Genomic DNA, 13,393 nt, shown 5'->3' with positions numbered 1-13,393 from the left:
GCAAAGTGTAGTCAATAGGAGGCGTGCCGGCCTCGTTGGCCACCTACCCCAAGCCGCGCAGGATACTCTGTCTGCTTCACAGGCTCCAATGGGAGGAGAGGAAATTGCGAAGGTCCGAGTCAATGATTGCCCCAGTACGCGGCTTAGATTTGCATCTGCGCCATTGGCCAGGCGAGCGCAGCGGTAGCTGCTGGGTCCTGCATGGATGGAGCGACACGGCCGCCACTTGGGATCGTGTTGTTCGCCATTTGCCGCCGGACTGGCCGGCGTATGCCCCGGACTGGAGAGGCTTTGGACATTCTTCGCGCAACACCGATACCTACATCTTTCCGGACTACCTCGGCGACTTGGATGCTCTACTCGATCTGTATTCCCCAGAGCCCATAGACCTCATCGGTCACAGCATGGGCGGACAGATCGCCGCGCTTTACGCAGGCTTGCGACCAGAGCGCGTGCGCCGTCTGGTGATTCTTGATGCCTTGTTTCTACCGCTGAGCCCTCCAAGCAAAGCTCCGCAGCGGCTACGCGAGTGGCTGGATGACCTGCGCAAACAGCCCAGCGACAAAATTTATGACTCTTTGGAAGACTTCGCCCAGCGCGTTGCCAAATATCACGCTGGCCTCGATGCGGCTGGGGCGATGGAAGTGGCCAGCGCTTGGAGCGAATCATTAGCTGATGGCCGAGTTCGGCTATTGGCCGACCCGCGGCACCGCCAGCGCGGACCATTGCTCTATCGCGACGAGGAGGCTTTGGCCATTTTTGGGCAGATCCAGGCCCCTACGTTGATTCTGGATGCAGCGCAGTCCAACCTCAAACACATGTGCCCGGCTGAGGTCCGTCAAGCTAGGCTAGACGCCATTGCCAAGCATCAACACCAGGTTTTGGACAACTGCGGGCATATGCTCCATTTTGATGCCCCGGAACGCACCGCCGCCGCCATTCAAAGCTTCCTCAGCCAAGACTGAACCCAGCATTGTTGCGCCGCTGAACCAGACCGGCTCGAGGCGGCGTGATGCGCTTTAACAAAAGCCTTGCACCGTGCAGGCAAGCCCTTGTTATTCTTGCAGAGCCTGTGTTTTTCAGGCCGCCGCCCATGCACCAAGAGGACAACCCGTGTTCTGGATTCTGAGCCTAATTGTTTTGCTGTTGGCACTGAGCTTCTGGCGTGCCTCCCTAGAACGTAGCTTTATCTTTACGGGTGCGTGGCTGGCTGCCCTCAGCCTGCTCGGTGAACCGGGCTGGTTTGGCGGCGGGCTGCTGTGGCTGGTGTACGGAGCAGCCGCATTGCTGTTGCTCCGCGAAGACATTCGCGCACGCTACCTCGTCGCTCCCGCCTTCGCTTTTATGCAAAAAGTGCTGCCCAGCATTTCCGACACCGAGCGGACGGCGTTGGAGGCTGGCACGGTGTCTTGGGATGGCGAGCTGTTTAGCGGTCGGCCCGATTTCGGCAAGTTGTTTGCCACCCCCATGCCGCGCTTGTCGGCACGTGAGCAAGCCTTTCTGGATGGACCCGTCGAAACATTTTTGCAAAAGCTGGATGGCTGGAAGGTCAACGAGGTCGAAGCCGACCTACCGGCCGCTGCCTGGACTTACCTCAAAAAAGAAAAATTCTTCGGCATGATCATTCCCGAGGAATATGGCGGCTTAGGCTTTTCGGCGCTAGCGCATTCTGAAGTATTAGCGCGCATTGGCTCGCACCCCGCTGGCATGGTGGCCAGTTCCATTGTGGCCGTGCCGAACTCGCTGGGCCCGGCTGAGCTATTGCTCAAATACGGCACCGATGAGCAAAAATCGCATTACCTGCCGCGGCTGGCCGTGGGCGAAGATATTCCTTGCTTTGCGCTCACCAGTCCCTGGGCCGGCTCGGATGCCGCCAGCATTCCCGACCATGGCGTGATCTGCAAAGGCGAATGGGAAGGCGAAGAAGTCGTAGGAATGCGCCTGACCTGGGATAAGCGCTACATCACCCTTGCTCCGGTGGCGACTGTCTTAGGTCTGGCCGTCAAACTCCGCGACCCCGAGAATTTGTTGGGCCGGGGCGAAGACCTGGGCATTAGCTGCGCATTAATTCCAGCCAAGACTCCTGGTGTGAACATTGGGCGTAGGCACTGGCCCATTTCCGCGCCATTTATGAACGGGCCCACCTCAGGCAATGAGGTGTTCGTGCCACTAGATATGCTCATTGGCGGGCCAGTAATGGCCGGCCAGGGCTGGCGCATGCTGATGGAGTGTCTCTCAGTGGGCCGGGCCATTTCCCTACCGTCGGGCTCCACCGGCACCATCAATGGTCTCAGCCGGCTGACCAGCGCTTACGCTGCCGTTCGCCAGCAATTCGGCATGCCCATAGCCAACTTCGAGGGCATCAGCGAAGCCCTGGCCCGGATGGGCACCCGCAACTATGCGGCTACCGCCGTGCGCTGGATGACGGCCAGCATGGTGGATATGGGGGATAAGCCCAGCGTGCCCTCGGCCATCGCCAAATACTCCTGCACCAGCATGCTTCGCGAATCTTCCATTGATGCCATGGATATTCATGCCGGTAAGGCCGTGATGGTCGGCCCTGCCAACCCCATTGCGAATGCCTACATGTCGGCGCCAGTATCGATCACGGTTGAAGGCGCCAATATTCTCACCCGTAGCCTGATGATCTTCGGCCAGGGCGCCATGCGTTGCCACCCTTATGTGCGCGAGGAAATCGACGCCATAGCCGAAGGCTCGCAAGCCCGCTTCGGGCGCGCTTTGATGGCGCATATTGGCCATGCCATCAGCGCCGCTAGCCGGTCTTTGGTGTTGGGCCTGATACCAGCCCTTGCGCCAGTCCCAGAGCGTGGCGGCGTGCATGTGCGCGAAATCCGAAGCCTGGCCCGCTACAGCGCAAACTTAGCCCTACTCACGGAGCTGTGTTTTGCCACCTTGGGCGGCAAATTGAAATTCGCCGAAAGCATTTCTGGGCGTTTGGCGGATGTGCTCAGCCAGCTATATATCGCCTCTTGCGCGTTGAAGCGCTTCGAGGATGACGGCCAGCCTCAGGACGACCTACCGCTTCTGCGCAGCGTCTGCGCCCAGGCCAACCACAACATCGAAGAAGCCCTGCATGGCGTGCTGCACAACCTGCCCTCCCGTCCAGCAGCCTGGCTCGCCCGGGCGTTGATCTTCCCCTTAGGTCGTCGCGCCTTGGGTGTCAGTGATGCACAGCGGCGCGACATCGCCAAGCTGATGACCACGCCTGGGCCGGCGCGTGATCGCCTCACGGCCAGTTGCTGGACCCCGCATGCTAAGTCGTCGGTGGCTGTGTATGAAGCAGCTTTTTCCGCCCAGCGGGATATTGCACCGCTGCAAAAGCGCTTGGCGAAGGCTGTTCGCGAAGGACAATTACAAGAGGCCGCCCCGGCAGCTTTAATTGCCGCGGCCGGCGAAGCCGGGATTCTGGCTCCCCACGAGCTGGAACAAATGCAGCAGGCTCAAGCGCTTATTCATGAGCTAGTCGCCGTGGATGACTTCCGCAGCCAAGACATGGCCCGTAAGCCAGCCCGAACCACCAGCAGTAAAACCAGCGCCAGTCGCGCCAAGAGTAGTCCGCGCAAAACCACGGCGCGCAAGTCTACGACTGGCAAAAGCACCCGGACCGCCAAGGACACCGAAGACGCATGAGCGTGATGGCCCGAGCCCCACAGGAACTCCATGACCAAGAGGTCGATGTACTGGTCATTGGCGGTGGTATTTACGGTGCCTGGACGGCGTATTCGGCCGCACGCAAAGGTTGGAAGGTGGCTTTGGTGGAGCAAGGCGACTGGGCTTCGGGCACCTCCTCAGCCTCTTCCAAGCTCATCCATGGCGGACTGCGGTACTTGGAAAACTTCGAGTTCTCGCTGGTGCGGCACGCCCTGGAAGAGCGCCGCGCTCTGGCCGAGCTCGCGCCGCATTTGGTAGACCCAGTGAGCTTTATGGTGCCCATCTATGCGGGAGATAGGGTGGGCCGCACCAAGATGAAGGCCGGCCTTACGCTGTACGACCAACTCGCCGGCAGTGGGCAGCCCACACCAGGGCACAAAAGCTATGACGCCAAAGGACTGCTGCAACAGCTTCCCTACCTCAAAGCCGAGCAGCTCAAGGGGGGCTTCTCCTACGGCGACTGCCAGGAAGACGATGCCAGGGTCACGCTGGAAGTCGTACGGGCCGCCATGCAGGCCGGCTGCAAGGCCTGCAATTACCTTCAGGCCGAACCCCACATTCAACGCGGACGGGTCAGTGGGGCTAGCCTGCATGACCAAATCGATGGTCGCCGCTACAAGATTCGCTCCAGGCTCACAATCATCGCCGCTGGCCCCTGGTCCATGCAGTTGCTGGGTGGACATGGCCCTAAAGCCAAACTGATCAAAGGCGTGCACCTGATGCTACCTCCCTTGCCGGAGCCGCGTTCAGCCTTTTTGCTGACTGCCCCGGTAGACGGCCGCGTGTTCTTCGTGATCCCTTGGTACGAACAAACCATTGTGGGCACCACCGAGTCCGAGTTTCGCGGCAACCCTCAGGCCGCGCCCATTCTTGAAAGCGAGGTGGACTATCTGCTCAGCTCCACCAACCGCGCCCTGCCCGGCTTGAACTGGACCCGCGATAGCGTGCGCGGCGCCTGGGTGGGCGTGCGCACCTTACTCGAGGCCGAGGCTGGATCCTTATCTGCCGTGAGTCGCGAGTTTTCGGTACATGCCCCCATGCCCGGCGCATTAGTGCCAATGGGCGGCAAGTTCACCACGGCCCGGCGTGATGCTGAAGAGATACTGGCCGCGGCGCGTCGGCAACTGGGCGCACCGCCTAAGGCCGGCAGCACAAAAATCCCACTACCGCGCAAACCAAATGCTGAGTTCAAGCCTTGGCTTGAGGACATTGCGCAACGTGGACAGTCGCTGGGGCTGGAAGCGCGTACGGCCTACTGGGTTGCTAAGCGTTATGGCAAGGATGCTGCCAACGTGCTGGATCTTGTCGAAGACCAACCCGAACTGGGCAAAAGCCTAGGCGACCTGCCCTTTTGCCGCGCTGAAGCCATCTACGCCGCACGCGAAGAAATGGTGGTGCAACTTCAAGACTTGGTCCGGCGACGTATGCCGCTGGTATTGATGATGCCGCCCAACGAGGCCGTGCTGGACGACTTATCTCACTTGGTTGGCCAAGAACTGGGATGGGACGCAGCCGAAAAACGCCGACAAGTTCAGCGCTCCTTAGCGCGCTGGCCGCGCATTGTGAGCGACGATAGTGTTGATCCGCTCACCGGTGACCCCCGCGAGGTCTCAGCCGCCTAAAGCAGTCGACTTCAGCCTAAGAACTACGATTTTGGCGTAGTTTTTGGTTATAACCCTCGCCAAGGGGTATACACCAATGGCGGTGCAGTATGACGGAGCTTTCCTCAGTCTGGTCTGAGAACGTGGATACAGTTCTGGACGGTCTAGGCAGTCGGCGCACTGGCTTAGACGCAGCCGAGGTGCAGGCACGGCGAATGCAATGGGGTTTGAATCAACTCCCCCAGCCGCCCCGCCCTGGTCCGCTGCGACGTTTGGGCCGTCAGTTCAATAATTTGCTCATCATGGTGTTACTGGTAGCAGCCAGCATCACCGGCGTTCTCGGCCATGTCATTGATACCGGGGTCATCCTCGCAGTCGTGATCATCAACGCCATTATTGGCTTTGTGCAGGAAGGTCGAGCTGAGGCTGCCCTTGACGCTCTGCGCCATATGCTCGCCCCGCGCGCCAATGTACTCCGCCATGGGCAACGGCAAAGCATTCCTGGCCAGGAGCTCGTACCTGGCGACATTGTGGTGATTGAGTCAGGCGACCGTGTTCCCGCTGATCTTCGCTTACTGGAATGTGCCAACCTCACCGTAGATGAGGCCATCCTGACAGGCGAGTCCGAAGCAGTCCGTAAACAAATCCAAGCTGTGGCAGCGGATGCAGCGCTCGGCGACAGGCTGAACATGGCCTACAGCGGAACGATGGTTGTGGAGGGGCATGCTCTAGGAGTGGTGAGCCAGATCGGCGCAGAAACGGAGATTGGCCGAATCAGCCACATGATCGAGCAGGTTCACACGCTCAAAACTCCACTGATCCAGCAGATGGAGGGCTTCGCCCGCTATCTCACCGTGTTTTTGTTGCTGCTCTCCGCTGCAGTACTGGGCTTCAATATCGTTGTGAATGAGGCACCGTTCGCGGAATCATTTATGGTCGTGGTTGGGCTGTTCGTAGCCGCCATACCAGAAGGGTTGCCGGCGGTACTCACGGTCACACTGGCGATCGGGGTTCAAGCTATGGCGCGCCGCCACGCCATCGTACGCCGCTTACCGATCATTGAAACCTTGGGCGCGGTGTCGATCATCTGCTCGGACAAAACCGGCACATTAACCCGCAATCAAATGGTGGCGACCACGATCATGACGGCCACTGGCCCGATACGGGTCTCGGGAAGTGGTTATGCGCCCCATGGCAGCTTGGAAGGGGCGCATGAGCCCAGCATCTTGCAAGCCCTGGCGCGGGTAGCCGCCCTGTGCAACACCGCAGCATTAGTAGAGCAACACGGCCAATGGCGGGTCGAGGGCGACCCCATGGAAGGGGCCTTGCTTGCGATGGCTGGCAAACTGGGGCACTCCATTGATACCCGCCCGCAACCGGAAGCCAGCATCCCCTTTGATGCCCGTTACCGCTATATGGCTGTACTTCATGATGGCCTAGCGCTGATGAAGGGTGCTCCGGAAGTGCTGATTGCCCAATGCACTCAACAACTTGGCCCAAGCGGACCAGAGCCTTTGGATACCCACTACTGGCAGAACCAAGCGGGTGAAATCGCCGCCCAAGGCCAGCGTGTGCTGGCGCTAGCGCACACTCCATTGGGTAGTGCTGAACTCGATCATTCCAGCCTGAAAGGGCAAGGGGTGTTACTTGGCCTGGTGGGACTAATAGATCCGCCACGTGAAGAGGCCATCACAGCTGTTGCGCGCTGCTATGAAGCCGGCATCACCGTGAAAATGATCACGGGCGACCATGCTGGAACCGCAGCTGCGATTGGCCAGCAAATTGGCCTCAAACAAACTCAGAAACCACTGAGCGGACATGACATTGATGCTTTGGATGATGCGGGATTAGCTCTAGCCATTGCAGGCAGCGATATCTTCGCCAGAACCAGCCCGGAGCATAAGCTGCGACTGGTACAGGTGATGCAAAGCCAGGGAGCGGTTGTGGCCATGACTGGTGACGGCGTCAACGATGCCCCAGCGCTGAAACGCGCTGACGCCGGAATAGCCATGGGTCTCAAAGGCTCCGAAGCCGCTCGCGAAGCATCTGATTTTGTGCTGGCCGATGATAACTTTGCGTCCATCGTGGCAGCAGTGGAGCAAGGGCGTACGGTTTATGCCAACCTCAAGAAGGTCATCACCTTCTTGCTTCCGGTGAATGGCGGTGAATCAATATCGCTGATCATTGCCGTGCTGTTCGGCTTATTACTACCGATTACACCCTTGCAGATTCTATGGGTGAACATGGTCAGCTCCGTAGCATTGGCCATGTCACTAGCCTTCGAGCCGGCCGAAGAGCGGCTGATGCAAAAGCCGCCCCGGTCACCGCATGCCCCCATCTTGTCGCGCTTTATCTTGTGGCGGGTGCTGTTGGTCTCGGTACTTTTTGCCATTGGCATCTTTAGTCAATTTACCTTAGTGCATGGCCAAGGCGGCAGCCTTGATGAGGCCCGAACTATGGCCCTTAACAGTTTGGTGGCCATGGAGGTCTTCTATCTCTTCAGCGTGCGCTATCGGCATGGAGCCTCGTTAACCTGGACGGGCATCCAGGGCACGCCGGCCGTGTTGATCGCTCTGGCCGTGGTGGTGCTGCTACAGCTGGTGTTTACCTATGTGCCCTTCATGCAAATGCTGTTTCACAGCGTGCCACTAAGCCCACTACAGGTCGCGCAATGCAGCGTACCGGGCGTTGCGCTCATGCTGCTGCTAGATCTAGACAAGCGCGCCGCGGCCACTTGGAAACGGCGTCGCGAACGGCCCTCGCCGCACTATGGGAGGCAGCCTAAGGGATAGCAACGGCGCGTAGGTATACTGCGCCGCTTTGCCGTTGCTGTACTGTTGCTGTACTTGGGAGAACCGCATGGCTGCGCAAGCAAGTTTTGGTGCCAAATTTGGGGCCGCCGTGGAACGCATGGGGCGCAAAATCCCCGACCCCATCCTCATTTTCATGGCCTTCTACCCGCTGGCCTTTGCCATCACCGTGGCCTTGGGTGGGCTGCAGTTTGAAACCGCAGGTACCGGCGGAGAGATGGTTCAGTACCACATTAAGGCCATGTACGAGGCCGAGCATGTGCGCTGGATTTTCGACAACGCCCTGCTTGCAAATTGGCTGGGCTTTGGGCATGGCGTGCTCGGTGTCATTTTGGTGGTGATGCTCGCCATTGGTGTGGCCGAGCACTCCGGGCTGTTTGGCGCCCTGATCAAAAAAGCCGGCAGTCACATTCCTCAGAAACTCTTGCCTTTGCTGCTGGTGCTCATTGGCATTCTGAGTTCGGTGGCCACCGACGCGGGCTACCTGGTGCTGATTCCGCTTGCGGGCCTACTGTACGCGGGCCTGGGCAGAAACCCACTCATCGGTATGGCTGCTGCCTTTGCAGGGGTGTCAGCCGGGTTTAGCGCCAATCTCATTCCGGGCCCGGTGGATGTGGTCATTGGCATGAATGCGCAAAGCTTTGCCCAGGCCCAGGGCATTGCCTTCGCCAATGCCGCAGGTGAGCCACTCAACCCAGCCACCATGCATTGGATTTTTATTGTGGTGTCTACCTTTGTACTAGCCATTACCGGTTACTGGGTCACACGCCGCTACATTGAGCCCAAGTTAGATGGGCAGGAATTCGTCATCCCAGACGACCTGCGTAGCGCCGAGTTTGGCATTAGCGCCGACGAGACCAAAGGCTTGCGTGCTGCCGGGTTAGGTACTGTCGTCGCTGCCGTATTGATTGCTCTCCTCAGCATGGGCCCGCTGGCGGCTTACACCAACGAAGCCGGACGCGTCGTCAAGCCTTACTTCGACAACATCATCCTGCTTATTTCCTTGTTCTTTGTTGTCACCGGCAGCTTTTTTGGCTTTGCCACCGGCAAATTCCGCAGCGCCAATGATGTAGTCCAAGCCATGGTGAGCCAAATGAACACCATGGGCTACATCCTGGTGCTGACCTTCTTCTGCTACAACTTTTTGGGCCTGCTGAGCTACTCCGGCCTGGGCTCCTACATCACCTACCTCGGAGCTCAAGGGCTACTAGCGCTGGGCTTGCAGGAGTTCCCGGTCTTACTGCTGATTGGTTTTGTGCTCACGACCGCGCTGATCAACTTGGTGATTGGCGGGCTCACCTCTAAGTGGATGCTATTGGGGCCAATCTTCGTACCCATGCTGTACTTTGTGAACCCAGCCATGACCCCGGATTACGTCGCAGCAGCTTTCCGCGTAGCGGATTCATCCACCAACATCATCACGCCGATGATGGTCTATGCCGGCGTAATTCTGGCCTTCATGCGCAAATACCGGCCGAACATGAGCTTTGGTGATCTATTGCTCATCATGCTGCCTTACTCACTGGCCTTCTTGCTGGTCTGGACGGCCCTGCTGGTGCTGTTCTTTGTCACAGGGCTGCCCTTAGGCGTTTGAGGCCTGTCGGCCTGCGGCTGGCGCTAGGTAACGTCAGCCGCAGGCCGAGCTTCGCACTAGTACAAGCCCATACGACGAGACTGCGTCTGCTTGTCGTCCTTCGCAGGCATCGGAACCTGGAGCAAGCGGTTCGCATCTGAGCGAGCTTGCTCAACCACGTCATCCACGGCCAAGGCGACTAGATCCTGAAACACCACCGAAGGTGGCGCCTCGCCGTTGTCGGCCAGCAGAATTGCCACCGCGCCCGCGACATGCGGCGCCGCCATGGACGTGCCTTGTAGTTCTTTTTGGGCATCGTCCGAGCTATGCCAGGCCGATAAAATTTCGGTTCCCGGAGCAAAAATATCGATGCAGTCTCCGTAGTTAGAAAACTCCGCGCGTTCGTCACGGATGGTGCTTGCCCCCACCGTGATGGCATTCGCCACACGCGCCGGGGAGCTATCGCAAGCGTCCTCATTGCTGTTTCCCGCCGCGACCACCATGGTGATGCCCTGATCAATCGCATTATTGACGGCTTCATCTAAGGAGCGGCTAGCCCCGCCTCCTAAGCTCAGATTAGCCACTGCTGGCACCTGGGCATTCTTCGTCACCCAATCCACTCCTGCAATCACATCCGCAGTGGTACCAGAGCCCGCGCAATCCAACACCCGCACTGCGTGCAAGCGTACCTGCGTCGCAACGCCGTAACCCTGCCCGCCGACCGTACCGGCCACATGGGTACCATGGCCGTTGCAGTCGTCCCAGTCTGGGCGGGAGCCGCTTTGCTCATCATCGTCGCCACCGGAACCGCCCCCGAGCAAACCACCAACCGTGTCGCCAATGGCTTTACCCAAGTCGCCACCTAAACCCGGAGGATTTTCCGGCGCTGTGCCCGTCTGGGCAAAATTGGCCCCGTTGCCCAAGCGCTTTGCAAAAGCCCGATGCGTGCTCCGAATACCGGTGTCGACAATGTATGCATGGACGTCTTGGCCCTGATTCATAGGCTGATAGTCACCATCCAGCGGCAGCTGCGGTTGGTCTACGCGGTCCAGCCCCCAAGGCGGTCTGGCAACCAAGCTCACCCGGCCAACTTGCTCCACGTAGCGCACTCCAGGCTGCTGCAGCAGCTGTGCGACCGCTGCCGGCGCTGCGCTAAGCGCGAAGCCCTGAAAAGCTCGGTTGTATTCATGCAGAACTCGCCCGCCAACCAAACGCGCCAAGCGATCCGCCAAACAACGTTGAGACCTGCGCTCCAAAGCCACAATAAACTGCCCCGGAACCGCGTCTTTGACCTGAATAACATCAGCCGCCTGAGCGGGCTGAAGGCTCATACCGACGCTGATCAGCGCGGCCGCTAAAGCCAGCCCCCGGCGCAGATTGGATGGTTGTTTCATGGTCTGTCCCCTGTAATCCCAGTATGGGATGTGCAATTTGCGAGTCACATTACCAAGTCCTCAGGAATTTTTGATGGCATTGGTTATGCTCAAGCGCTCATCCAAGGATAGGGCGGACACAGCATGGCGTTGCCACTCAAAATCTTATTGGCATTTGTAGGGCTGACGGGCCTGACAATTAGCGGCGTACTAATTTGGGTTTTGGCCATCTTTGACCCCAATGACTATCGCGACGACATCAGCCAAGCTGTGCTCGAAAAAACCGGCCGTGAACTGGAGCTCAGCGGCCCCATAGAGCTCCGCCTGTTCCCCTTTGTAGGAGCCGAAATAAATGATGTGCGACTCGCCAACGCCCAGGGTTTTGGGCCCGAACCTATGGTGCAGATCGGCCAAGTCCAAGCCGAGGTAGAGCTTTGGCCCCTGCTCACCCAAAATACCTTGCGCGTGGGTCAGGTACGTGTCGCCGATCTGAGCCTGCGCCTAGAGACCCGCGCTGAGAGCACAAACTGGGATGACCTGGCCAGCCTGGCCGAGCAGGATTCCGGTGATACGGTGCGCGTGGACACCGAGGATGGCGTGGTTGAAGTCGAAGAGAGCGGCAATACCACCACCATCAAAACACCTGAGAAAACCACGGTGATTGTCCAAAAGGACACGCCGATGGATATCTATGTGGCCGGCGTGGAGCTGACCAACATTAGTTTGGTCTATAGCGCTGACGAGGAGCGAACCGAGTTAACCCTGGACCAGTTACGGACAGGCCCCATTGCGCCCGGCGAGACCTCTACGATTGCCCTACTGCTCAGAGCCAGTCTGCCCGACGACCTCCAAGCCCAAGTCGAGCTCGAGTCGGACTGGACATTTGACCCTGAGGGCCCCTTGCTGGAGCTCAGCCAAAGTGAACTCCGCGTGACGACCCAGGGGCCCAGCGTGCCTGGTGGCAAGCAAACAGCGATCGCCCGGGGCGGAGCCCGTTATGACGGGGCTCAGCAACATGTAGAAGTCAGCGATTGGCGACTGGAGAATGCAGGCATGCAAGCCACCTTCAATGCCGACCTGGATTTGAGTGCTGGACAACCTCAGGGCAGCGCCAGTTTGCAGACCAATGCCTTTGTGGCCCAAGAATTCAGCCAGCGCTTTGGAATTCCCCTAGGCGATGGCAGCCCCGGCGGCCCAACTCAGCTGGCGCTGAACCTCAGCTTGGAACCACAGCGTATTCGTAGTACGCGTTTGCAAGGTCAACTCGACGGTGCGCCATTTAACGGCAGCGTAAGTGTAGTGACCTTAGAGCCGCCTCAGCTTCGAGCGCAGTTTCAGCTAGATCGCTTTGATCTAGACAATTGGACACCACCAACGGCGGAAGAAGAGCCAGAAGAGAGCGGCGATGAAAGCGGCCCTGACCCACTCGACCAGCCTCTACCCTTAGACATGCTGGCCGAACTCGATATAGAAGCCAAGGCCACGATCGGGGAGTTCTTGGGCGCCGGCGTCAAAGCCAAAAACGTGACCTGGCAAGCGCGCGCACGGCCGGGCCAGGCCTTCACATCCGAGCTCACCATGCAAGCTTATGGAGGCCAGCTGAAGGCCAGCAATACGGTGGACTTCAGCAAAAATACGCCAAAGACCGGCCTACAGCTCAGCATGGCCGCTGTCGGACTTGGTCCCCTGCTGCAAGACACCATCGGGGAACAATGGCTTAGCGGGTTAACCCAACTGGACCTGGACTTAGAAGCTGTGGGCACCACGCCGCGGCAGCTACTCGCCAGTGCGGCTGGGCAAGCCTCCTATTTGTTGAAGGATGGTGCAGTTCAGGGCGTTTCCTTGGTCGACATCATCAATCAGGGCCTGAGCAAAACCAAAGCCGCCGAGGATACGCAGGCCGCAACAAGTTTCTCTGAATTTGCAGGGAAAATTCTGTTTAGCTCCGGACAGGCTAAAGCACAGAACCTTCGCGCCGACAGTGAGCTGCTGGCTGTGAGCGGCACTGGCGGCCTAAATATGGAAGCGCTGGCCTGGGATATGCAGCTACTGCCCACACTGAAAGACCATCCGGTCATTCGCAAGAATAAGGGGCTGGATAAGTTGATTGGACTAGCCGTGCCCGTGCAAATCAGCGGACCACTTACCGCCCCCCGGTTCCAAATCGATGTGGAGGGCGCACTCAAAGCCCGTGCCCAGCAGGAGCTTGACGCCAAGAAACAAGAGCTCAAACAAGACCTGGACCAGCGTAAAGAGGAGCTCAAGGACGAAGCCAAAGACAAACTACGCGGCAAACTGCAGGACCTGTTTGGCGGCAACAAAGACCCGCAATGATGCTTCAGACTCGAAGACTGAAGCTGCGCT

At 58.8% G+C, this 13,393-nt stretch carries 7 protein-coding genes; 6 read left to right on the top strand and 1 reads right to left on the bottom strand.

Annotated elements, in window-relative coordinates; translation table 11 throughout:
- Window positions 1–122 precede the first annotated feature (122 nt).
- From KI787_10035 to KI787_10015, 5 genes are all read left to right on the top strand, one after another.
- The gene (locus KI787_10035) at window positions 123–965 is read left to right on the top strand and encodes an alpha/beta hydrolase (GenBank protein MBV6630290.1); all 843 of its coding nucleotides are present in this window, start codon (window positions 123–125) and stop codon (window positions 963–965) included.
- 148 nt (window positions 966–1,113) lie between these two features.
- On the top strand, window positions 1,114–3,651 hold the full coding sequence (locus tag KI787_10030; GenBank protein MBV6630289.1) for an acyl-CoA dehydrogenase: 2,538 nt from the start codon (window positions 1,114–1,116) through the stop codon (window positions 3,649–3,651).
- Window positions 3,648–5,294, top strand: a complete 1,647-nt coding sequence (locus KI787_10025) for a glycerol-3-phosphate dehydrogenase/oxidase (protein ID MBV6630288.1) — start codon at window positions 3,648–3,650, stop codon at window positions 5,292–5,294. The genes KI787_10030 and KI787_10025 overlap by 4 nt, the downstream gene beginning before the upstream one ends.
- An 89-nt stretch (window positions 5,295–5,383) precedes the next feature.
- The gene (locus KI787_10020) at window positions 5,384–8,065 is read left to right on the top strand and encodes an HAD-IC family P-type ATPase (GenBank protein ID MBV6630287.1); all 2,682 of its coding nucleotides are present in this window, start codon (window positions 5,384–5,386) and stop codon (window positions 8,063–8,065) included.
- 67 nt (window positions 8,066–8,132) lie between these two features.
- Window positions 8,133–9,677, top strand: coding sequence for an AbgT family transporter (locus tag KI787_10015; GenBank protein MBV6630286.1), 1,545 nt, complete (start codon window positions 8,133–8,135; stop codon window positions 9,675–9,677).
- A gap of 56 nt (window positions 9,678–9,733) precedes the next feature.
- Here KI787_10015 and KI787_10010 read toward each other — a convergent pair whose 3' ends face one another.
- Complete coding sequence (locus KI787_10010; protein MBV6630285.1) at window positions 9,734–11,050, bottom strand: S8 family peptidase; 1,317 nt, start codon at window positions 11,048–11,050, stop codon at window positions 9,734–9,736.
- A 123-nt stretch (window positions 11,051–11,173) separates the two neighbouring features.
- Between KI787_10010 and KI787_10005 the strand changes: the two genes are divergently transcribed.
- Window positions 11,174–13,363 carry an AsmA family protein gene (locus KI787_10005; GenBank protein ID MBV6630284.1) on the top strand — a complete coding sequence of 730 codons (2,190 nt, stop codon included), beginning with the start codon at window positions 11,174–11,176 and terminating at the stop codon, window positions 13,361–13,363.
- Window positions 13,364–13,393: the final 30 nt, after the last annotated feature.

This window comes from Oceanococcus sp. HetDA_MAG_MS8 (assembly GCA_019192445.1).
In the GTDB taxonomy this organism is placed as follows: Bacteria; Pseudomonadota; Gammaproteobacteria; order Nevskiales; family Oceanococcaceae; genus MS8.
The sequence above is the reverse complement of the archived record's forward strand: the minus strand, read 5'-3'. Positions and strand labels throughout refer to the sequence as shown.